Here is a 24,060-nt window from a genome sequence, read left to right on the forward strand (position 1 = left end):
ATAACCTAAACAGCGGAGGTGAATTTCAGTATAATCAATCTATTGCATATTCCATTTAGCAATACAACCTAAGTGCAGTAAGTCTTAAGAGCAGCGTTGTTAGAAAACAGCGATTTTGCAGTTTTCTTAATTGACAAAGCTGTTTCTGAATAACCCCCCGCATTAATACCCACTCAATGCCAGGGCATGAATATGAGTTTGCAGCATTTTCAGCATCTGGAGAGTATATACATGATTTTTTCGTTTTTGTAAGTACTGCAATACCTATTAAGCTTGTGCCGTATGTAGAAACAAAAAAAATGATTTTGATGAAATAACTGTCCCACCATATCTCCTACCGCACCACCCACTTTTTTCCCTCCTGCTATGTGCCCGCATAGCAGGAGACTTGGTTACAATATGACAAATCCGCCTACATTACATTTCAAGCGGACAGGGAAAAAATTTGACTATCTGCTGCCAAAAGTAGGGCAAATTGCAGCTATTCATGAATCATACTCCCTGTCAAAATGGTCGTTAATGTCTATGTACATATTAGGAATATATGGTATATCTTCACCATTTTCATCTTCGATGTAATGAAAATCGTTTGCACCTGCCATGCTATCAATACGATAGTTTATATACTTGATAGCATTACGAACGTTTTGTTCTTCGTCCCCACTGTCTAATAATTTTCTTACCCGTTCATTCGTATAATCAAATTCTTCACATAACATGTTTTCATAACTTTTCAACTTCTCGGGTACATATTTTTTAAATAAGGGTAATAAAACTTCCCAATAACCACCAGAATATTTATACATTCCTTCGCCATTTTCACCTTGTATCCAGCTATCTAATATGCTATTAAGTGCTTTTTTTACATAAGCTGTTCCTTTCATATATTCTCCTCCATATTTTTTTGATAATAATTTTTTTAGAACTTCCTCTTTATTAATCTGTGTCATAGAAAACTTTAGTTATCCTTTATTTTTTAGGAATCTTTTCCTATGAAGTAAATCTATACTAAAAATTTTACTTGTTGGCTATTACTTATCATAAAATCTCTTAACACTTAGTGAATTTTTTTATTATTGATTTGTAATTTGGATACTGATTAATAAGTTCTTCCCTTTTGCCAATTTCAAAATCTTTGTAATCAAATCCAGGTGATACTGTACAACCTACCAAAGCAAATAATTTTTTATTTGTTAGTTCTGCAGCAAACCAAGTGTTTTTTGGGATTATTACCTGAAAGTTTTTGCTTTTCTTGCCAAGTATTTGCTCGCTTAAATTTCCTTTTTTATCTATTGAATAAAGCTTTATATCGCATCCATCGTAAAAATGCCAAATTTCATCAGATTTTAATTTGTGAAAGTGTGACTTGTCATTACCATCTAGTAAGAAATAAATTAGTGTTGATGTGCTTCTTCGTTTTAATTTTTTTGATAGAGTATTTTTAGTGAAAAGTATTTCTTCTCCACGATAAGTTTCCCGATAGTAACCGCCTTCTACATGCCTTTCTAGCATTAGTTCTCTAATGTACTCTCTTGACTTCTGATGCATGATTAACTTAAATCTTTTATTAAATAATAAGAATTTTTTATTATTACCTTCAAATTTCCTTTCCAAACTTTACTAATACTAACTGCTGATAATAAACAAAAAGTTTTGTCTGCTATTCTTTGAATCCAATCTTAGTTTGTTTTCATCTTACTTGTACAAAAAGTTGTTTAATTATTGGTTCATTAAATTAAGGAGAAGCAAATGCTTAGAACAAATCTTACTCATATTCTTTCTGAAAATGAACACACTAAACTTTTGCAGGAAAATGAAAATGTAATGGTATGCTGCGGAAGAATGGGTCCAATGTGCATACCTGTTTATGAGGTAATGGAAGAATTAGAAACTGAATATCCGCATGTTAAATTTGCTGATATGGAGTTTGATATTCCTGATGCAAGAGTAATTAGAAATTTACCTGAATGCAGAAATTTTGCCGGGCTTCCATTTGTCGTTTATTATAAAAATGGTAAAGTTGTAAAGGCAACAAGCAGTATCCAAAATCGTGAACAAATAACATCAATCTTAGATCAATATTTTGGTAAAAAGGTAAACGAAACAGCCGAGAAATAAATCTTAAGTGAGCACTAATAGTAAATTTGTCTATGCTGAATTATTAGTGCTCTGTTATGTTTATAATTAAGGGATGAAAAAATGAATCATTACGATGCTATTATTATTGGTGCAGGCGCCGCGGGTTTAACTACAGGAATTTATTTATCCAGAGCAAAAGTTAAAACATTAATTCTTAATGAAGGTGCTGTAGGCGGTCAAATGGTGCTTACTCACGAAATTGCAAATTATCCCGGCATCGAGAGCATAAGCGGCTATGAACTTGCAAGAAATATGAAACAGCAGGCACTAAAGTTTGGATGCTCAATTAAAAGTAATATAAAAATTACTTCAATTGACTTAAACTCAACCCCCAAATCTTTCGTTGTTAATGATAAGAATATTTATTCTGCAGATGTTGTGATTATAGCTACTGGCGGTCGACCTAGAGCACTTGGCGTTCCAGGAGAAGATGAGTTTAAAGGAAAAGGAATTTCATATTGTGCTACTTGTGACGGTGATTTCTTTCAGGATAAAGAAATAATTGTAGTGGGCGGCGGTAACTCAGCTTTGGAAGAAGCTGTATCATTAACAAAATATGCATCTAAAGTTACTATAGTTCATCAGTTCGACCATTTCCAAGCATTTGAACATTATGTAACAGAAGCAAAAAATAATCCTAAAATAAATTTTATAATGGAATCGAAAATTATCGAATTTATAGGTGATGAAAAACTTAGTAGTGTGAAAATTCAAAATCAGAGAACTGGTGATGTTTCAGAAAAAAATGTTGATGGAGTGTTCATTTTTATTGGTTATGTGCCAAACACTGAAATGTTTGAGGGAATTCTTGAATTAAATCAGTATAAAGAAATTATTGTCGATAAAAACTTGGCTACTAATATTCCAGGAGTTTTTGCAGCTGGTGATTCAATAGCAAAACGTTATCGACAGGTTACTACTGCAGTGGGCGATGGAACCATTGCAGCTTTGAGCGCCGCTGAGTACTTAAATAAATTCGAAAAGGCTGAATTGGTTGCTGATGAAGCTGATAGCTGACTCTTTGACAGACATTTATAATGAAAAAAAAGAGATATCTGCGCTGTTCCATCAGAGTTTTATCGCTGTGTTAATGGAATACCGACAACACAGCTTGCCCCGTGTATTTTACGGAGGATTCTTGGGGATTTTTTAAAGGTTGTTAACCCTCTTTTAACTCGCCCTATGTTTAATTTAAGTTAACTCATATGTTCACTGCTAATAAATTTTTTACAATCCACAATAATTTTTTTCTATTTAGCAGATAGAGATTTTTATTAACTTCTCAAAAGAATTTTAATAAATAAAGGGTGGAAAGTAAAATGAACAGACTTTTAAGGATCTTTTTTTGTTTAATTTTTTCATTCGTTTACGAAACAAACGCTCAAGTAAGTGCTCGAATGTTTCAGTATCCAGATGTATCTCAAAGGTACATAGCATTTACCTATGGCGGCGACATTTGGATTGTACCTAAAGAAGGGGGTACAGCACAAAGAATTACTACTGCTAAAGGGAATGAAGAATTTGCTCGCTTTTCTCCCGATGGTTCTCAATTAGCATTTAGTGGAAATTATGATGGTAATGTTGATGTCTATGTTATCTCTTCATTAGGTGGAATGCCAAAAAGAATAACTTACCACGGCATGGCAGATAGATTAATTGATTGGTATCCTGATGGGAAAAGTCTGCTTTTTGCATCGTCAAGAGAAAGCGGTAAGCAACGATTTAACCAATTTTATAAAGTTTCTAAAGATGGAGGATTGCCCGAAAAGTTACCTTTGCCTTATGCAGAGTTCGGTTCACTTTCGCCAGATGGAAAAAAAATTGCTTTTACAATTCGCACCCGTGCTTTCAGAACCTGGAAAAGATACGAAGGTGGAATGGCAGCAGATATTTATATTTTTGATTTGGAGAAAAAAACTTCGGAAAACATTACTAATAATCCTGCTAACGACGAAATCCCAATGTGGTCTGGGAATAAAATTTACTTTCTTTCTGATCGTGGTGTAAATAAAAGAAACAACATTTGGTGCTATGATATTTCTACTAAGCAAACGAAACAAATTACTGATTTTTCCGATTTTGATGTTCACTTCCCATCTATCGGGAATAACGAAATTGTATTTGAAGCTGGCGGTCTTTTGTATCTGCTTAACTTATCAACTGAAAAATATCATGAAGTAAAAATAAATGTTGTAACTGATGAGGCTACTTTGATGGCAAGAAGTGAAAATGTGGAGAAACTGATAGAAAATTATTCAATATCATATAATGGCAGCCGAGCATTATTTGAAGCAAGAGGAGAAATATTTTCTGTGCCGGCAGAAAATGGTCCAGTTATAAATTTAACTCAATCATCCGGCGCAGCTGAAAGGTATCCATCATGGTCACCTGACGGAAAATATATTGCTTATTTTAGTGACAAAAGCGGCGAATATCAGTTAACTATTCGTGATGTTGAAAATCCTACTAAAGAAAAGACCCTAACTTCGTTTGATAATGGATTTAGATATAAAATTTATTGGTCGCCAAACAGTAAACAACTTGCCTTTATTGATCAGACAATGACAATTTATGTTTATGATATAAACAAAAACAAAACACAAAAAGTAGATAAACAAAAATGGATGTACGAAGGAGCTTTAGAAAACTTTGCTGTCAGTTGGTCGCCCGATAGTCGCTACATTGCTTACTCAAAAGAACTAGATAATAGATCAGAAGCAATCGCAATCTACGATACAAAAGATGAAAAATCTTACCAGGTAACCTCTGGTTACTATAATGATTCTAATCCCGCTTTCGACCCCGAAGGAAAATATTTGTTCTTTTTAACAAACAGAAATTTTAGCCCTGTTTATAGCGATTTTGATAACACATGGATTTATCCGAATGCAACACAAATTGCAGCAGTAACACTTACAAAAGATATACCTTCTCCAACTTTTCCCAAAAATGATTCTGTTTCGGTAAAAAAAGATGAAGAGAAAAAAAGTGATGAAAAGAAAAGTGAAAAGAATAAAGAAGGCAAAAAAGAAGAGCAAAAATCAAAAGAAACAAAGATTGATTTCGATGGATTTGAACAGCGAGTTGTAATCCTTCCACCATCAGCTGGTAATTATTCAAATTTGCAAGCTGTGTCTGGAAAAATTATTTATCACAAAATGCCAAATAAAGGTTCTGAAGAAAAGAAGAAGCCAATAATGTATTACGATTTAGATAAACGCGAAGAGAAAACAATAATTAATGATGCTGATTCCTACCAGCTTTCTGCAGACGGCAAAAAAATTCTATTTGCCAAACAGAATTCGTTTTCAATTGTAGATGTAGCTCCTGACCAAAAAGCCGAAAAGAAACTTCCTACAAACCAGCTTGAAATGACAGTTGTGCCTCGCAAAGAATGGAGACAAATTTTTAATGATGTCTGGAGAATAGAAAGAGATTTCTTTTATGATAAAAATATGCACGGTGTGGATTGGAACGCCATGAAAAAACAATATGGTGCTTTAATTGAAAATGCTGTAACAAGAACAGATGTTAATTTCATAATTGGAGAATTAATTGCTGAATTAAGCTCTTCTCATACTTATCGCTCAGGCGGTGATGAAGAGCAGCCGTTGCACAGAGCTGTGGGTTATCTTGGCATCGATTGGGAATTAAAAGATGGAGCCTACAGAATCAAAAGAATTGTAAATGGTGCACCTTGGGATACAGAGGTACGCTCTCCACTTTTGTCTTCGGGATTAAAAGTAAAAGAAGGTGATTATATTTTGGCTGTGAACGGTGTTTCGTTGGATACAAGTAAAGACCCTTATGCAGCATTTGAAGGATTAGCCAATAAAACAATAGAGCTTACAATCAACAATAAACCTTCACTTGACGGTGCTTGGAATATTATAGTAAAAACACTGGATAGCGAAACAAGGTTGCGAAATCTTGAATGGATTGAATCTAATCGTAGAAGAGTAGATGAAGCTACAGAAGGCAAAATCGGTTACATTTATGTTCCGAGTACCGGCATTGATGGGCAGAATGAATTAATAAGGCAATTTTATGCCCAGTTTAACAAACAAGGATTAATCATTGACGAACGATTTAATAATGGTGGTCAAATACCGGATCGTTTTATTGAGTTGCTTAATAGAAAACCACTTGCATTTTGGGCTGTAAGAGATGGTAAAAATTGGCAGTGGCCTCCAGTTGCAAATTTTGGTCCTAAGGTAATGTTAATAAACGGCTGGAGTGGCTCCGGCGGCGATGCTTTCCCAGATTATTTTAGAAAAGCTAACCTTGGTCCACTTATTGGCAGCAGAACTTGGGGTGGATTGATTGGAATTACAGGAGCTCCAACTTTAATTGATGGCGGAAATATTACAGTCCCAACTTTTAGAATGTACGACCCAGATGGGAAATGGTTTAAAGAAGGGCACGGCGTTGACCCAGATATTGAAGTACCTGAAGATCCCGGAATGCTTTCGAGAGGAGTTGATGTTCAGCTTGAAAAGGCAATTCAAGAAATACTTAAACTGTTGAAAGAAAATCCGCCTGTTAATCCTAAGCAGCCTCCTTACGAAAAAAGATAGAATTTTTATCAAACAAAAAAGAGGTTAGCCAAAAATTATAGTATTTCTAAGACTTTTTGGTTAACCTCTCACAATAACAATCTAAATAAATTGATTAAGAGTAAATGTTCTTAAGTTTGTTTGCGAATTTTCTCAAAGAAAATATTATGATGCTTTTAACAAATCTTTTCTTGTTCTAAAGTATAAGTACAAAAGTAATAATAGATAGATTGCTATAAATGCATCAACAAAAATCATGAAGAAATTATAAGTTGCATAATTACCGTGCAAAACTGTTTCTCTAATGTGGCCATAGGTTGCACCCAACATAAAAAATGACCAGCCGACGCCTGTAGCGATCCAAAAAGTTCCTCTTATCCATATACAGAGGAAGCCAAGAATTCCCCAAGCGCCATCGTGAAAACCTACTTCAAACTGAAATGGGCTGCCCGGCTGCCAGCCAATACTTTTAGCAGTAGCATCTGCAAAAAACACATGCGGAATAAAGCCCAAAAGAAAACCTAAAACTCCAACGTGAAAAATAAAAGAATAAAGAAGCAATACAGTTAAAACGCGCTCCTTCGTTCTAGGAATTTTGGAGATGAATAAATGTACTATAGGTAGGATGATACCTATCAAAGTGATGAACATTGTCATTTTCTTAATCCCTCTTTGTGGTTGGAAGTTATCATTATAAAATAAAAAGTTTTTTAAAAATTATCACTTTTTTAAGTATTCCTTTTTACGGTAAACTTGTGATTTTTTTAACATGCAGACTGCTTGAATCTAACAAATGAAAATAATAAAATAATACCAAAGGTCTTTGAAATGCTTGGCAAAAAAATGATAATAGATAGATGTGTTTTTATTAATTACAGACTAGTGGAGCAAAAAGCGCCATTCAACAAAGAAAAATGGAGGTTCTAAAATGAATAAATTAAATAGTGGTGCATATAACTTAACAGTAGAAATAGTAAGAGGCTTCAATCAATGGTGTTTGCTGTTCGTATTTACTATACTAATAATTTCATTTCCAGTTACCGCCCAATGGGTTCAAACTGACGGACCATTCTTTACTGCAAATGTTCAAGGACTTACTATTAGTGGTTCAAATCTATTATGCAGTACAACAGATGGAATTTGGCAATCGAGTGATAATGGTAACAGTTGGATTTTTGTTGATAATGGACCGCATACTTCAACACGCACAATTGTTCAAGTGGGCACAAGATTGTTTGCTGCGACCACAAGTGGTGTGTTTGTTTCTACAGATAATGGAATGAGTTGGACGCAAAGCAATTCTGGGTTGGCGAACTTGAACGTTTGGACAATTGTGGGCACTTCAAACGGTGATATCTACGCAGGAACTGCAGGTGGAGGAGTTTTTCGTTCCACTAATAATGGAGTTAACTGGGCTGAAGTCAATACTGGATTAAATAGCCTGTTGATTTACTCGTTGATTGTTAAAGAAGGTATTCTTTTTGCTGGTGCTGGAGGTGCTAATGCAGGTGTTTACCGTTCGACTAATAATGGTACAAGCTGGACATTTGCTGGTGTTGCAAATCATCTTGTGTCGTCTTTTGCTGTTCTGGGTACAGATATTTTTGCTGGTACAAATGGCGGAGTTTTCCGATCAACCGATAATGGTTTGACATGGACATCAGTGAATGCCAATCTAACAAATGGGGATGTGAGATGTTTAGCTGTGTCTGGCTTAAACCTCTTTGCCGGCACCTACGGAGGAGGAGTATTTCTTTCTACTAACAACGGACAAAATTGGGTTAATGTGAATAGTGGATTGACTTCTAATATTACTGCTCTTTTTGTTAATGGAACAAATATATTCGCTGGTGGCTGGGGCTCTGGTGTTTACCTTTCCAACGATAATGGAGCTAATTGGATAAGGTTAGGGAAAAAGTTAGATGTTTTATCTTTGATGCCACTTAATACCCAAGCTGTACTGGGGACTCAGTTAGTAACTGCTACATGGGGCAATGGCATTCATATTTTTTATGAATATTCTCAAGGCTGGAGTGGGGGATTAAGCAGACTTCCGACATCTTACGTAAGAACATTAGCTGTTACTTCTGATACAACCATATTTGCTGGAACTTTTGGTCAAGGTGTTTTTCGAAGTGATTACGGACTTTTATCATGGACCGCTGTCAACAATGGTTTGGGCGATTTATATACCCAATCCCTAACAATCTCAGGTTCAAATATACTTGTTGGCACTTATAGTCATGGAATCTATCGTTCTTCAGACAAGGGTAATACCTGGCAATATGCTGGGTTAACAGGCAATCAGGTACGTGCTTTGAAGACAGTGGGAACAATCGTATTTGCGGGAACAGTCTCTAATGGAATATACCGTTCTACCGATAACGGCAATACCTGGTGGCAATCTAATAATGGCTTAGACAACAAAAACATTTGGTCTTTTGCTGTTTTAGGACAATACATCTTTGTTGCTACTGATAATGGTGTCTATCGATCATCAGACAATGGAGTAACTTGGACTTTATCAGGACTTCAGAAAAAAATTGTTCTTACATTAGATGTTGTTGATTCAACCTTGTTTGCTGGTACTTATGGGAGTCTCGGTGGCAGTGTTTTTAGCTCAACTGATTATGGTGGAACATGGGTCGATATCAGCGCTGGTTTAACCACACAAAATATTCGAACTTTTGCTCATACTAATGCTTATCTTTATGTTGGGACAGAAGATGCTGGTGTTTGGAGGCGTTCTCTCTCACAAGTAACAAGTGTAAATGAAGACGAGGAAAAGATACCTCAATTTTTTACTCTTTACCAGAATTACCCAAACCCGTTTAACCCATCAACAACCATTCGCTTCTCACTTCCACAACGTGAGCATGTAACGTTAAAAGTCTTTGACATCCTCGGCAGAGAAGTGGCAATATTGGTAGATGGTGAGTTAAACCCCGGTGAGCATTCGGTTGTCTTTGATGCCAGCAGCTTGCCCAGCGGTGTGTATTTTTACCGCTTGCAAACGGGAGGTTATGTTCAACAAAGAAAAATGGTGGTGGTGAAATGAAAAGATTAGTTTGTTTTGGTATCGTCTTTATTGATTTACTGTAATAAGAAACAAATAGAGAATAATAAAAATGGTACCAAATATAAAAACTATAATTCTCATCATAACCCAGGTAATATTAATTTCCCAAAGCGCTCCTATTATTTATGCTCAGTGTGCATTAAAGGAGAATACTAATCTAGTAATAAATTCAGATTTCAATTTTGGGCTACAAGGTTGGATGCTTCAGAAAGGAACGTATGCATGCTCAGATACTTCCCTATCAAAAGTTTCATACAACGGTAATGCAATAAAAATAACTGTGAATAATAATTACCTTTCTTGCACACAGCAATACAATTGGAGAACTTTTATTCGTGGTGCAATGAATGGCAGCTTAGTACAAGGGCGTCCCTACGTATTGACGTTCCGCGTAAGAACAAACAGTACCCAACCGGTAAATTTTGAGGCTGCTGTACGTAAAGCCTCCCCACAATGGAATTGGATAATTGCATTTAACAAATTAGATATTGTTGCTACTAATCAATGGCAGCAATACTGCAAAATTCATTTTTACAATGATGTAACAACCTCTAATATTGAAGTGGCTTTTTTCTTTGGTGAAGTCACTGATGGGACAGAGATCTGGATCGATGATGTCTATGTTGGAGAGCCTGCAGGTTATGTAGAAGAACATTTTATAAGAACTAATCAAGTAGGATATATAATAGGTTATTCCAAAGAAGCTCGCAGTGTGGATCCATGTAATCAGTTTTCTGTAAAAGATGTTTCTACTGGCAATACTGTTTTTACAGGTAATTGTTTGGAATTTGGACCCTATCCTGATTTGCTCCCTGGAAATCCTTGTATCAGTGTGAGAGATACAATATGGGGATTGGATTTTAGTGATTTTAACATCCCGGGAAATTATTATATTTTAACTGACAAGGGGTATATATCACATCCATTTACCATTAGCAACGATATTTATAATCAGTTGCGGAAAGATGCACTTAAATTTTTCTATTACCAGCGTTGTGGTCATGCAACAATGTCTCAATACGCGGGCAACCTTGCACATCCTGCTTGTCATTTGCAGGATGCTAATGCTGATGTAAGAGATACCCTTTTTAATCCAATAGGGTTTAAAGACGTATTAGGTGGCTGGCATGATGCAGGCGACTACGTTAAATATACGTTTAATAATGCTCTTACAACAGCTTTTCTTGCCAAATCATATCTTGAAAATCCAGAAGCGTTTGATGACCAAAATGATATTTCTGAAAGTGGTAATGGTATACCTGATATTGTGGATGAATTAGCTTACAATACCAAATTTCTACTCAAAATGCAGGATACCAATATTAATAGTTCTTCATTTGGAGGAGTTCATTCAAAAGTTAGTACAGCACAGTGGAATGTATACTCATTGCCTCATACAGAATTGCAAACAAGGTATCTAACACCAATTACAACCATTTCGACAGCAGGTTTTATAGCTGCAATGTGCTACCTCTACAGAGTGTTTAGCACAATTCCCTACTATCAGAATCTTGCACAGCAAACTGCCGTAGCTGCTAATAATGCTTGGGGTTATCTGCAAAGTCACTCACAATATACACTTGACCTTGTCAACACTCCTAAAGGTTCATATATAAAAACTGCAGAGTATGAACAGTATCCGGATATAGATGAAAGATTGTGGGCAGCGGCTGAAATGTTCAGAACATTTAATAACATTTCCGCAAAAAACTTTTTCGAGACAAATTATACATATTGCAATAATGTATTCTTAGACCCAGGATATTATTCACATTACCATCTGGATGGAAGTTGCCCATCTATGCCGTACCATCGCCATAATGTGTGGATAGGATTCCTATCTTACTTGGAAGCTGCTAACCCGGATTATATAATTAAATCTCAACTTATGAACTGGCTTATTAGTCAGGCAGATACCATTCGTTCTCGTACAAATAAAGAATTTTTCTCATTCAATCCAAGAACGTGGGATAATTGTCCCAGTTTTTTAAATAATGCTCCTATTTTAAAAAAAGCATTTGAATTAACCGGTGATTCAAGATATCTAAATACCATCGTTAAGAATGTAGATTACATTCTTGGAAAAAATATTGTTGATTATTCATTTGTTACTGGATATGGCTGCAAATTTCCTGTTAATATTAATCATCTGCAAACCAAAAACGATGCTTATATGGATGTGATGCCAGGCGCTCTTGTAGGCGGACCTATGGGAAATTCAACCATAGGTGCCAAATCTATTCCTCTATATTCTACCGATACCAATGATCCAGATTATTTATTTTCGATTTACTTCGAACCTTGCACTATTTGGCCTAAAAGGTATGCAGATTTACCATACAACCCTTTTCAAAATGAACCAGCCATTGATTTTAATGCTAGATTGGTTTATGCACTATATTCACTTGTTCCATCTATTTCTACTGGAATTTCAGAATCGATTTTCTTCACCGAAACATTTCGACTTGAACAAAACTACCCAAACCCATTTAACCCATCCACCACAATTCCATTCTCACTCTCGCAAAGAGAGAATGTAACACTGAAAGTGTTCGATGTACTTGGCAGAGAAGTAGCAACGTTGGTAGATAGAGAATTAAACGCTGGCAAACATTCTGTAAACTTCAACGCCGAAGGGATTCCCAGCGGTGTTTATTTTGCACAAATGAAAGCTGGTAATGCAGTTCAAAGAATCAAAATGGTGGTGGTGAAATAAGATTGAATTTCGACAGCGACTATAGCGAAATGAAAAGACTCAGGAGATATTTCCTTTGGCTCGTCGCAGTCATTCTTGCAACTGGTAATTCATTTGCACAAAGTAGTAACTTTGGTGTGCATGCCAGTGAACTTTCCAATGTCTCGCTACCCACGCTTGATCGTGTGGCTAAAATGCTTGACTCTGCAGGCGTGCGATGGGTACGGATTGTGATTCCTTGGATGGATGTTGAATCGAGCAAAGGTCAATGGAACTGGGGAGACTGGGAAGCGAGGCTTTCTATTCTGCGTTCTTACAACATCAATATCCTTGGCTTGCTCTACAAAGTTCCACAGTGGGCATCTTCAGCACCACCGGGAACAGACCCTCAGCTTATTCCGTATTATGTCCCAAAAGATACTCTGGAATGGATGACCTATGTTGACTCTACCGTAAGCAAATTCAAAAATTATATCTCTCATTGGGAGATATGGAACGAACCTGATGGTGGGTTTATGTATGTCCCTCAGTTTGGAACAAAGCATATCCGATATGTTGAACTTCTTCGCACAGCATATCGTACAATAAAACAACGAGATTCTTCGGCAAAAGTCGTTTTTGCGGGTTTAACATCAGAAGTTGGACAACTTCCCAAAAGTCTTTTCATTGATAGTGTGATGGCGCGAGGGGCAGTAGATTATTTTGATATCATGAACGTGCATTTCTATCGCTACGCGGATACACCTATCCAAAAGGTTCGCAGTGTGCTTAACCAATATGGAAAATTGGCTTCTATTTGGGTCACGGAGACGAACAACTGGCGCTCTCTTTTGCCCAACAATACCGAGCAACGAGCTGCTGATTCGCTACGACCGTGGCTTAATTACCTACGCTCATTAGGTTCTGAAAAGATCTTCTGGTTTAATCTTTCGGACTTTACCGCATGGGGTCCTGATTCTACTGTATGGGGATTATTCAGGAAACCCGATTATTCACCCACAGCCATTTACTCAGCCTACAAAGACTACATCGCAACAGTGACGAGTGTACAGGAAGAAAGCACTTCCAAATTTTCCGGGTTTGTTCTCCAGCAAAACTATCCTAACCCTTTCAATCCGAGCACCACGATTCGCTTCTCGCTTCCGCGACGTGAGCATGTAACGTTAAAAGTCTTTGACATCCTCGGCAGAGAAGTGGCGACATTGGTGGATGGGGAATTAAATGCGGGTGAGTATTCGGTTGTCTATGATGCCAGCAGCTTGCCCAGCGGTGTGTATTTTTACCGCTTGCAAGCAGGAAGTTTTGTTGAACAAAGAAAAATGGAGGTTGTGAAATGAGGTTATATGTAATAGTTTTTGCAGGATTGTTTTCTCAGTTTTTTGTTGCATCCGGTCTCTTTTCCCAGAATCTCCATATCGCACCATCAGGCAACCGATTTATACGCGTTCAAGTGCTGGATGGGCGTTCTTCACCGCCTTCGTGGGGCTTTGATGGTCAAAACGGCAGGGAGTATGAAACGCCAGATAGTGTTTTAATTATGATTAAAGAACTCAATCCTGATGTTCTTGATAGACTTTATAATAATCCTATCTCGAATTTGAATGCCCCATTGCAATACCGTGATAGAAGCGGTAACATGGTAAATTGGCAAGAAGCAGAAGGTGCTGGAGGTTTTCCGGCTGGCTCTATTGGTTCATGGCTTTATCAAGCAATAAAGGGAAGGGTTTATTATCCGCGGTTAGGTTCAGAACTTTATGACCCACAAAATGAGTCGGAATTTTACGCGTTAGCACAAGCTTTGTACAATAATGCAATTTCTCTCGGAGTACCGAAAGAGAAGCGTTTTCTTGACCTTGATAATTGGGGAACAATTTTGAGCCATAACAATGGCAAACAGACAGCTATCAAAATCTTATCAACGCTTTATGCTCAAGGGTGGGCTGGTATAGGTATTCATTCTTATTCTTCAATTACAGCGACTAATAATATTCCAGATTCGGTAGCTCCCACATTTGCTTCCTTCGTCTGCGCAATAGACTCAGTAACTCAGAGAGTAATCTGGCGTCCCGATTCGGTAGCGCTGTCACTGATGAAAACTGATAAGCATTTACAGCGTTATATTCTTTATATAGATTTTCCACGGATGATGCAACAGTTCCTAGATCTCTCGCCAGATGAAGAAGCTGATGTATTAACTACACTTGCTAGATTACAGGCTTATGATCCAAGTAATCCTAAGGAGACGGGTTATACATTTGTTTTTCCTATTGGTCAAACATTCTGGGATAGCAAAAAGCGTATTACCTCACCAACCGGTAAATACAAAGGTATCTCGGTGTATGAATACATGCGGGATTCTCTTCTTCCAGTCTACAACCCAATAACTTCGGTTGAAGACAATCGAAATGATTTTCCAAATGAATTTCGATTATACCAGAATTATCCTAACCCATTTAATCCAACTACCACGATTCGCTTCTCAATTCCGCAAAGAGAGCATGTGACATTGAAGGTGTTTGATGTTCTCGGCAGAGAAGTGGCAACATTGGTAGATAAAAAACAAGAAGCTGGTTACTACGAAAAGAAATTTAACGCAGAAAACTTACCAAGTGGAATGTATATCTACAGATTGACTGCTGAAAAAGTAAATCTTGTTAAAAAGATGATGGTGCTAAAGTAAGACACGAATTACGGTGTTGAAAGATAAATTTGGTGTATTGTGGCAAATAATTCTAAATATCTTAAATAAATTATTGAGTGATAAGGATGCTGAGAAATCTAAAAGGGTTATGCAAGCAATACTGCGAATGAAAAAGATTAATGTTGCGGAATTAAAAAAGCATATAAAGAATAATAATTTTGTTAAAATAACTCCGGTTAAAAAAGTTACGAGGCTATAAATCATCTTCTATTTCGAGATTAGGAATTTGTGTGAATGCAATTCTCATTGGAGCAGAATTTCTTGCTGTATGTGAACCTCCGAAGTAAACAGAGGCGTAGCCGTATCGTCTGTTAAGCAAATCAATTGCTTTGTAAAGAGATTCATTCTTTTCAAAATTTTCAAAGATAGGAAGAGTAGCATTGCTTTCGGGCAAAAGATTGAACAAAACAACCCCTACTGCTATAGGAATACTTTTACCAATAGAAGTGGATAATTCATTATTTAAAAAAGGATTTCTGTTCCACATAATATCAAGAGCTTTTAGGAATTCGAGTGTGTTTTGAGTAGCAGTGAAAGTTATATAGTCTTTCCATTTTATTTTTTTAGAATTATCTGGTTCTAATAGAATTTTATATTTTACAATTACACCAAGCGCTTTAGCATAATAGCCTAAATAGCGTAGCCGCATAGCCGCTTTTTGTAGTAATCTATGAAGCACAGCGTAAGCACTTTCATTATTTTTTAAACTGGGCGGAAGTACATGCGAATGCCCAATTGTTGTACGATGGGTAGGAGGACGTTTTACAATTTTCCCTCTTAATTGATCATACATTCTTTCTCCTTCAATTCCACCCCAAACTTTCCTTAAAAGAGACTTATCTGCCTTACAAAGGTCTTCAACGGTGTAAATACCATGTCGGTGAAGCCTAATTTCCATTCTTCTTCCTATTCCGCAGAGATCATTTATATTAAGTTTATAAAGACAATGTGGAAGATCTTCATTATCAATAACTACTAAGCCATCCGGTTTTTGCATATCTGTTGCAGTCTTTGCAAGGAATTGATTTGGTGCTATGCCAATTGAACATCGGAGATATTCGCCAACATCCTCTTTAATTTTTCTTTTTATACGAAGGGCTATTTCAATTGCATTTTCTCTATTTTTTTCCTTGCCGATAAGGCTACAGACCATTTCATCGATAGAAAGGACCTGGTCAACGGGAAGGCACTCGTTAACTTTATCAACAAGTCTATTATGATATTGAATATATGTTCGGTGGTCCGCTTCGACGAACTTTATATCAGGGCATAATCTTCTTGCTTCTGAGACCATTGTGCCTGTTTTTACACCATAAGCCTTAGCTTCGTAACTTGCAGCGATACAGCAAGTGGTGTCTGCCATTACAGGTACTACTCCAACCGGCTTGTTGCGAAGCTCAGGCTTAATCTGTTGCTCTACAGAAGCAAAATATGAATTAAAATCAATAAATAAGTTATTTAGTGACATTTTGACATTTTGTTATAGTGAACAAATGTTCACTACTAAATAATAAAAAATTATCCCTAAAATCAAGAGCAGCTGGTAACAGGTAAAAGAAAATTGTTGAATTGTTTAAATTCGTTTTGTGCTTAAGGTAATTTAAATGACGGCAACTTTTTTCGATAGTTCTTGTAGCTGTATATATTAAGAATTAGAAATTGAAAGATTATTAAGATTTATCAAAGGTGTAGATGAGGAAAATATTTGCCTATATTTTTTTCATTTGTATCTCTTCTGTATTTCCGCAGAATATTTATGTTTGTTCTTCCTTTACAGAAAACGGTGAGCCGATTGGGACTTCGCCTCAAATTACAATTTATCCACATCAGATGAACAGTTATTATATACTTTATAGAAATCCGTATTCCTTTAGTAAAAATGAATCGTTGTTTCTTTTTATTGACAAAATAGATGGAGAGCATTTAATAGCTTTTGATAGCGAAGTAATAACTGCTGAAAAGGGCAAGTCGTGGATTGCTTATAATTATTCATTTAAAGAAGCTGGAAGGTACAAGATATATATTGCAGATAATCGAAAAGAACTAGCATCAATTGTAATTACAATATGGGAAGCAAGCAAATCAGATTTTGAATCTACGTTTGCTGAATCTTTTTATTATGCCAATGCCAAAGTTATCTTTTGTAAAAAAGTTTTTTTAGAAAAGCCGATAGAGCCTTTTAATTTACGTTCGATTTCAAAGGATGGAAGTAATTTTTTTATTTTTTTAGAAAACAATAAACCGCTTAATACAAATCTTGTAATAATACAAGTATGGCTCAAAAAAAATAATTCGGTTGAGTATGATGAATATGTAACTACAAAAAGGTATTTTGTCAATAAAGATTGGAAGTATACTTTCTTTGATTTTAATCTTGAAAATACTGGTGACTACAAATTTATTCTCTTTAATGAAAAGGAAATATTAATTAAATCAGCATATATTACAATTATCAAATAAAATTGGTATTCAATGAAAGGAATAATTTTAGCAGGTGGTTCTGGCACACGGCTTTATCCCATCACAAAAGTTTACAGTAAACAATTAACTATTATTTACGATAAGCCTTTAATTTATTATCCACTATCTGTGCTTATGCTAGGTGGAATAAAAGAAGTATTAATAATTTCAAATCAAGAAACAATTCCGCTTTATAGAAAATTATTTGGTGACGGCTCATCAATTGGAATGCAGATTCAATACGCAATTCAAAAAGCACCAAATGGAATTGCCGAAGCATTTATAATAGGGGAAAAATTTATTGGCAACGATTCTGTTTCTTTAATTTTAGGGGATAATATATTTTATGGTAAACTCGACTTTTTTTACAAAGCAGTTAGTTCCAACAAAAAAGGTGCAACAATTTTTGCTTATCAAGTTAAAGACCCACAACGATACGGTGTTGTTGAATTTGACAAAAATGGTAAGGCGGTCTCAATAGAGGAGAAACCTAAAAAACCTAAATCCAACTACGCTGTACCTGGACTTTATGTTTACGACAACAAAGTAATAGAAATTGCTAAAACTTTGAAACCATCCGAACGAGGCGAACTGGAAATCACTGATGTTAACAAATATTACCTTGAACGTAACGAACTTTATGTTGAAAGAATTGGCAGAGGTGTTGCATGGCTTGATACTGGTACCCCTGAAGCACTTTTGCAAGCATCAAACTTTTTTGGAGTTATTGAAGATAGACAGGGAACAAAAGTTGCCTGTATAGAGGAAATTGCTTTTCAAAGAGGTTTTATAAGTCGTACTAAATTTTCAATCCTAATTGAAAGTCTTCCTGAATCTCCTTATAAGGAGTATCTTAAAAATGTACTTAATGAATAAGCTAATTCAAATCTTTCATAAAATGCTGTTCGTTGTGAACAATAGAACACGGACAACACGGATTACACGGACCTGCCTTTCAAACTACTTGTACGTTGGGTAGGTTTTCACGGACTTTTTATCCGCCTTCTATCAAAAAGATCTATTAGAAATTTTATTTAGAAATGAAAATGCTGATTTCAGAGCTCACAGTAATTCTTGATTAGTTGTAAAAACTTATAAAAATCAGCTAAATGATTATGCATTATATCAACCAGTATATTTGGGTCTAATGATAGGTATTCATGTGTAAGTCTGTTTCTAAAACCAGCCATTTGGATTAATAATTGTTTATCCTCTTTAGATATAATTTTATGTTTTGCAAGTATTTCTGGAATGTCTGTATAATAGTCCCAATTTTCTTTGAAATCTGCAGCAACTATATGTGTTAGCATATCAAATAAATTTTGTATTAATAAATAAATCCCCCTCTCAAGCATCCAAACTAAATCTCTGCTTTGTCTTACTTCTTCTAACGTAACATTTCTATGCTTCTTAAGATTTTCAAGATCAGCAATAAAAGTTGAAATGCGTTTTTCTATTATTTCTTTATCAGGCATATTATATTTTAGATAAATAGTATCGTCTGATTTTTCTTAAGTTTTCGGTATCGATAAAAAGTTTTCTCACATTATTTTCATAATATATTCGTTTCTTTTCATCTTTGCTAAAAAGTAATTTCCCTTGAGTTATTATTCTTTTTTGAATAAGAACATTTGCATTATTTGTTACAACTAAATCTATATTTTTTTTGACTAATAAATTTAGTTCGCCAATAATATGGCTTTCGTATCCGTAAGGGAAACTCTTGTAATTATCTTTATCAAAATTTTCCTTTAAGTAGATTGCAATATCAATATCATGATAATTTTCTTGCCTCACAAACGATCCAAATAAGTAGGCAAACAAAATTTCATCTCTTTTGAAAAGGTATTGTGAAATTTTATCCTCAATATTTTTTTTCTCTGATGTCATAATAGATAATTCCTCTTTATTAATATAAATAAATATTGTATTTACTTCATACAATCCAGAGACTGTCCGAAAAGTAATTTTTCAATTATAATATCTGTGAAAATCTGTTAAAATCCGTGTTATCCGTGTTCTGTTTTTCAAGGAAATATTATTTTTAGACAAGCCTCATGGGGATGAGTTAACTCAAGAAATTTTTTATAAAAAATCGTCGCTGATGCTCGAATAAAATTTTCAGTTGTTATACTGGGTTCAGCTTTAGTTGAAAAAAGTATTTAGGAACGTATAATAATTCTTTCCCGTCAAAAAGGCGGGATAATAGAACACGGACAACACAGATTACACGGAACTTGCCTGCAAAGGTGGGTTTTCACGGACTTTTAGATGAAATTCAAAAGCTGCTTAAAAAAACGGGCTTTTTTATAAGCTGTGGTGTTCGTTAGTAAAATTTATATTGCAAATTATCTGAATGCTAAGAAACAAGTATCTAATTATATATTTTTAGTATTGCATTAAATTATGTTATAAACTTTCAATAAAGTTTATTATTTTTATTAAAGTATGTAGAGAGAAAATGTAATGGGATTATTAACCTCCAAGTCAAAATCCGAAATCGACAAACTTAAAGAAGAAAATAACGAACTAAAAAATAAACTTCATGCTGTTCTCCAAAAGCACACAAGTTTTGAGGAGCTTTCTAACAAGCTGGAGGAATCTAAAAAAGAACTATCTATTGTTACCAAGAGTTTAGAGCAAATAAGAAAATCGATTAAAGATTCAGAAGATGAGTATAAGGACAAAGAGGAGAAGCTTAATCAGTTAAAATCAGAAGTAGAAAAACTTTCTGAGCAAAAAAACGAACTTGAGAAAATTGTTAATAATTATTTAGAGGAATCAAAACAATACGAAGTCAAGTCGGAAGAATTAAAAGCTAGGAAAGCAGAGCTCGCTTTATTGGAAGAAAGATTTAATGAAGTCAATAGTAAGTATGAAGCCGTTAGTGTTGATTATTTGGACTTGAAACAGAAAATGAAGGTTTTGCAAGAGGAAGAAGAAAGAATTCAGAAAGAATTGAAAAAAGCTGCTGAGTACGAATCAACTGTAAAACAATACCAAGCAGAAATAGATGAGCTAAAGAAAGAACTAAACAGCCGCGAGGAAAAACTTAAAGATCTCAATGAGAAAATTTCTCTTAGCGAAGAAATCAAAGCAAATCTTGAGTCAGCAGTAGCCGTGCTAATTAATCAAATTGCCGAAAAAGAAAGAGCATATACTGAATACGCTGCAGATAAAGAATCTATTTTAGAATCGATTAGAAACATGCAAAAAAATTACGATGAACTTTCTGCTAAGTTTAATTTTGAGAAAGAATCGTTACAAAAATTAGAGGCAGAAGTAAATGCTTTGAATGAAAAGAAAAATGATTTAGATGACGAAATTAGAAAATTTGAGAGTGTTAAAGACGGGCTACAAACTAAGGTTTTGAGTTTGAAAAAGGAAGAAGAACACCTTTTGGAAAATATTCGATTACAAGAAGAAGCACTTGAAGCTCTTCAGAAGAGAAAATTTGAAATTGAAGAAAGCCATTTATCTTTGGAAAAGACCTTTTCAGATTCAATAAAAAAATATACAGATGAACTGAACGCTGCAAAAGAGAAAGTTACTGCAATCAAAAGTGAAATACTCGAAAAGGAAAAAGAACTTGCTCTTAAGGAAAAACAACTAAATGAGAAAGCAGCACAAATTGCCGAGTATACAGGCCTAACAAAAATTTTGCAGAAAGAGCGTAATGTAATAGAACAAATAATTTCTAACCTAAAAGAGGAACAACGTGAACTTAATGATGCAGTATCTGCATTAAAAGACAGTTTGTATAAACAGAAATTATATCTTCACGATACTAAAACTCAAACAGAAAACCTCGATGTAAAAAAATCACTTCTTGAAAAAGAATTGAAACAGCTTATCTTACAGATTGGCAACAACTTTTCTGAATTAGAAGAAAGAAAGCAAATAGCAGCTAATGAGATTATTGAGAAGAATAAAAAATTGGAAGAGTTATCTAATCAAATAACTGATGCCCAGAATAGTTTGCGTAATCTCCGTCTTGAAATTGCAAATGCAGAAAAAGAAAAAGAAGAGCATACCGCAAAGCTGTCAGAGTTAATCACCATAGAAAAAAACTTGAAAAACAGTATCTCAACTTTGGAGCACAAATTAAGCCAGACTGGTGATAAGCAAAATAAAGTTGAAAGTAAAAATAAAGATGCTAAATAATGATTCTTATTTATCACATAAAAAATTAATTCTACACTAAATAAAAAACAATTATGAAAAATAAATTTACGATAATTCTCGTTTCAGTTATTGCTATAAGCAGTTTTTCTTTATCACTCAAAACACAGAATCAAAGCAAAACGCAAGTTCAAGTAGATTCAACTCGCTATAAGCTCAATCCTAATTATCAATTGCAACTTCGGTTATATGACATTTATAAAACAAAGCAGGCAGATATTGTTATGTTGGGAAACTCCCTTACACATGGTGTAAATTGGAATGAATTATTAGGCCGGTCTAACGTTGTCGAAAGAGGAATTCCAAGCGACGTACTAGATGGTTTTTTAGCAAGAATGAGTTACATTTATAGACTGAAACCAAAAATTTGTTTCATTTTGGGAGGCATTAATGATATTTATAATTGGACTCCTGTTGAAAGGATTTATTTTAACTATGTTAGGATTATAAATGGACTTAAAAAAGCTGGCATAAAACCTGTCATTCAATCAACAGTCTATGCAGGTAAAAATTGGGGAAAGGATTGGGGTCTAACGCCAGAAAATAATCGAAATAGAAATTTAGAAGTTGATAAACTTAACAATCTTCTATTGGAATATGCTCGTAAAAATAATATTGATTATATTGACCTCAACTCTAAAATGTCGACAAGCGACCATTTTTTAAGACCCGAATTAACATGGGATGGCGTCCACTTTAACGCTGAGGGTTTTAAGATTTGGGGAAATGAGGTTGAAAGGGTTCTAGAAAAATACAATTTGTAATTTTAAAAAAATATTGAAAGGTGATTATGGAAAATAAATTTAGAGAGCCAATTTACATATTAGCACTAACTATAATTTTATTGTACTTAGCTTCTTTTATAAAAATTGATTTTCAATTTTGGGGAATTCAGCTTAAAAATGTAGATATTTTTTCCGATATAAAATCGGAATTGACCACTTCGTGGGAAGAACCCCAAATCGATTTCCAAAATAAATTAAATTCACCACCAGAAAATAATAAACTTGCGAAAGATTTGTTAGCATCGAACAAAATTGACCAATCATTGAACAACAATATAAACTATGCAGCATTTAATTTTTTCTCGCCTGAAACAAAGACAGACGCTTTATTTATTTCTTATAACCCTCAAGGCAAAGAAGAGGATATTACCGGCAATGTTCAACAATTAAGCAATTTTTTCCGAGCGTTAAAAAATTCAAATAGTCAAATTGTTCGAGTTGCACATTTTGGTGATTCTGCTATAGAAGGTGATTTAATAACAGCCGATATACGCGAGATTTTGCAAAGTAAATTCGGAGGTTCTGCTGTCGGCTGGCTTGGAATTGTTTCTCAAGATGTTTCGTTTAGAATGACAACTAAACATACCTTTTCTGATAATTGGGAATCGGCATCATTATACACTTCTAATCCACTTGGACTCCCATTAGGAATTAGTGGAGAATGTAATATACCCAAAGGTAATGCTTGGGTTAGTTACGAAACCACTCGATTTAGAAGAAATTTGAAGGATTTTAATCAAGTTAGACTTTTTTATTCTCATGCAAAAAATTCACAAATATATTACTCTTTCGATAATGGACCAAAACAAACAGCTGTTCTTAAACCTGGCGATGATATTCAGCAATTAATTCTTAAGCCAGAAAGAAATGCACACTTAGTTAAATTTGAATTTCCTATTAAAGACCAGGCTTACTTATACGGTGTAAGCTTGGAAAATAATCCTGGAGTTTACGTAGATAATTTTCCTTTGAGAGGAAATTCTGGAGTTGATCTTCAAAAAATTGATGTTAATGTTCTTAAACAATTTGGGAAATACTTGGATTATAAATTAATCATTTTTGAATTTGGGATGAATATAGCCGGGACCAGCAGAACAGATTATTCTTGGTATAACAGGGAAATGGTCAAGGTAATTAATAATTTCAAAACTGCCTTTCCACAGGCAAGTTTCTTATTAATTGGCGTTCATGATAAAGCAATGAAAAAAGGCTCATCTTTTGTAACCGACCCAACTATTTTAAGATTATTAGACGCACAAAAAAATATTGCTAAAGAAACAAACATAGCATACTGGAGCCTCTTTGAAGCAATGGGCGGCGAAAATTCCATGTCTGCCTGGGTAAATGCTAATCCGCCTATGGCATTTAAAGATTATATTCATTTTAACGAACAAGGCGCTAAAAAGGTAGCAACATTATTAACAGATGCACTTATAAAAGAATATAATAAATTTAGATAGTAA

The 24,060-nt window shown here is 34.8% G+C and carries 18 protein-coding genes; 12 read left to right on the forward strand and 6 right to left on the reverse strand.

The features are described 5' to 3' along the window. Positions 1–485: 485 nt before the first annotated feature. Complete coding sequence (locus ABRY23_13855; protein MFA3784139.1) at positions 486–950, reverse strand: hypothetical protein; 465 nt, start codon at positions 948–950, stop codon at positions 486–488. A gap of 100 nt (positions 951–1,050) precedes the next feature. Then, positions 1,051–1,548, reverse strand: a complete 498-nt coding sequence (locus tag ABRY23_13860; GenBank protein MFA3784140.1) for a cupin domain-containing protein — start codon at positions 1,546–1,548, stop codon at positions 1,051–1,053. A 201-nt stretch (positions 1,549–1,749) separates the two neighbouring features. On the opposite strand from ABRY23_13860, the gene ABRY23_13865 reads away from it, so the two are divergent. The 3 genes from ABRY23_13865 to ABRY23_13875 all read left to right on the forward strand — a co-directional run bounded on the left by ABRY23_13865 (position 1,750) and on the right by ABRY23_13875 (position 6,716). Further along, entirely contained in the window at positions 1,750–2,118 is a 369-nt protein-coding gene (locus tag ABRY23_13865) for a thioredoxin family protein (protein ID MFA3784141.1), read from the forward strand. Positions 2,119–2,199: 81 nt separating this feature from the next. After that, the gene (gene trxB / locus ABRY23_13870; protein MFA3784142.1) at positions 2,200–3,156 is read left to right on the forward strand and encodes a thioredoxin-disulfide reductase; all 957 of its coding nucleotides are present in this window, start codon (positions 2,200–2,202) and stop codon (positions 3,154–3,156) included. A 302-nt stretch (positions 3,157–3,458) separates the two neighbouring features. After that, on the forward strand, positions 3,459–6,716 hold the full coding sequence (locus ABRY23_13875; GenBank protein MFA3784143.1) for a PDZ domain-containing protein: 3,258 nt from the start codon (positions 3,459–3,461) through the stop codon (positions 6,714–6,716). A gap of 144 nt (positions 6,717–6,860) precedes the next feature. Here ABRY23_13875 and ABRY23_13880 read toward each other — a convergent pair whose 3' ends face one another. Further along, positions 6,861–7,352 carry a DUF6790 family protein gene (locus ABRY23_13880; GenBank protein MFA3784144.1) on the reverse strand — a complete coding sequence of 164 codons (492 nt, stop codon included), beginning with the start codon at positions 7,350–7,352 and terminating at the stop codon, positions 6,861–6,863. Positions 7,353–7,623: 271 nt separating this feature from the next. Between ABRY23_13880 and ABRY23_13885 the strand changes: the two genes are divergently transcribed. The 4 genes from ABRY23_13885 (at position 7,624) to ABRY23_13900 (ending at position 15,149) form a co-directional block, all read left to right on the forward strand. Then, positions 7,624–9,753, forward strand: coding sequence for a T9SS type A sorting domain-containing protein (locus ABRY23_13885; GenBank protein MFA3784145.1), 2,130 nt, complete (start codon positions 7,624–7,626; stop codon positions 9,751–9,753). A 70-nt stretch (positions 9,754–9,823) separates the two neighbouring features. Beyond that, positions 9,824–12,490: a glycoside hydrolase family 9 protein gene (locus tag ABRY23_13890; protein ID MFA3784146.1), complete on the forward strand. Its 2,667-nt coding sequence runs from the start codon at positions 9,824–9,826 to the stop codon at positions 12,488–12,490. A gap of 2 nt (positions 12,491–12,492) precedes the next feature. Then, positions 12,493–13,806, forward strand: a complete 1,314-nt coding sequence (locus ABRY23_13895) for a T9SS type A sorting domain-containing protein (protein MFA3784147.1) — start codon at positions 12,493–12,495, stop codon at positions 13,804–13,806. Between the two features lie 113 nt (positions 13,807–13,919). Beyond that, a complete protein-coding gene (locus ABRY23_13900) occupies positions 13,920–15,149 on the forward strand; it encodes a T9SS type A sorting domain-containing protein (protein MFA3784148.1) in 1,230 nt (409 codons plus the stop codon). A 214-nt stretch (positions 15,150–15,363) separates the two neighbouring features. Here ABRY23_13900 and ABRY23_13905 read toward each other — a convergent pair whose 3' ends face one another. Then, positions 15,364–16,638 carry a DNA polymerase gene (locus tag ABRY23_13905; GenBank protein MFA3784149.1) on the reverse strand — a complete coding sequence of 425 codons (1,275 nt, stop codon included), beginning with the start codon at positions 16,636–16,638 and terminating at the stop codon, positions 15,364–15,366. Between the two features lie 224 nt (positions 16,639–16,862). Here ABRY23_13905 and ABRY23_13910 point away from each other — a divergent pair, with 224 nt between their 5' ends. Both ABRY23_13910 and rfbA read left to right on the forward strand, forming a co-directional pair. Beyond that, positions 16,863–17,630, forward strand: a complete 768-nt coding sequence (locus ABRY23_13910) for a hypothetical protein (GenBank protein ID MFA3784150.1) — start codon at positions 16,863–16,865, stop codon at positions 17,628–17,630. A gap of 12 nt (positions 17,631–17,642) precedes the next feature. After that, entirely contained in the window at positions 17,643–18,506 is an 864-nt protein-coding gene (gene rfbA / locus ABRY23_13915) for a glucose-1-phosphate thymidylyltransferase RfbA (protein MFA3784151.1), read from the forward strand. Between the two features lie 179 nt (positions 18,507–18,685). On the opposite strand, the gene ABRY23_13920 is transcribed toward rfbA, so the two are convergent. Both ABRY23_13920 and ABRY23_13925 read right to left on the reverse strand, forming a co-directional pair. Further along, complete coding sequence (locus tag ABRY23_13920; protein ID MFA3784152.1) at positions 18,686–19,105, reverse strand: DUF86 domain-containing protein; 420 nt, start codon at positions 19,103–19,105, stop codon at positions 18,686–18,688. 1 nt (position 19,106) lies between these two features. Further along, positions 19,107–19,520: a nucleotidyltransferase domain-containing protein gene (locus ABRY23_13925; GenBank protein MFA3784153.1), complete on the reverse strand. Its 414-nt coding sequence runs from the start codon at positions 19,518–19,520 to the stop codon at positions 19,107–19,109. Between the two features lie 576 nt (positions 19,521–20,096). On the opposite strand from ABRY23_13925, the gene ABRY23_13930 reads away from it, so the two are divergent. From ABRY23_13930 to ABRY23_13940, 3 genes are read left to right on the forward strand one after another with little or no spacing between them, the layout of a single operon-like run. After that, a complete protein-coding gene (locus ABRY23_13930) occupies positions 20,097–21,794 on the forward strand; it encodes a hypothetical protein (GenBank protein ID MFA3784154.1) in 1,698 nt (565 codons plus the stop codon). 53 nt (positions 21,795–21,847) lie between these two features. Continuing rightward, positions 21,848–22,576, forward strand: coding sequence for a GDSL-type esterase/lipase family protein (locus ABRY23_13935; protein MFA3784155.1), 729 nt, complete (start codon positions 21,848–21,850; stop codon positions 22,574–22,576). Positions 22,577–22,602: 26 nt separating this feature from the next. Beyond that, entirely contained in the window at positions 22,603–24,057 is a 1,455-nt protein-coding gene (locus ABRY23_13940; protein ID MFA3784156.1) for a hypothetical protein, read from the forward strand. Positions 24,058–24,060 lie beyond the last annotated feature (3 nt).

This window comes from Melioribacteraceae bacterium 4301-Me, assembly GCA_041538185.1.
Lineage (GTDB): Bacteria > Bacteroidota > Ignavibacteria > Ignavibacteriales > Melioribacteraceae > Pyranulibacter > Pyranulibacter aquaticus.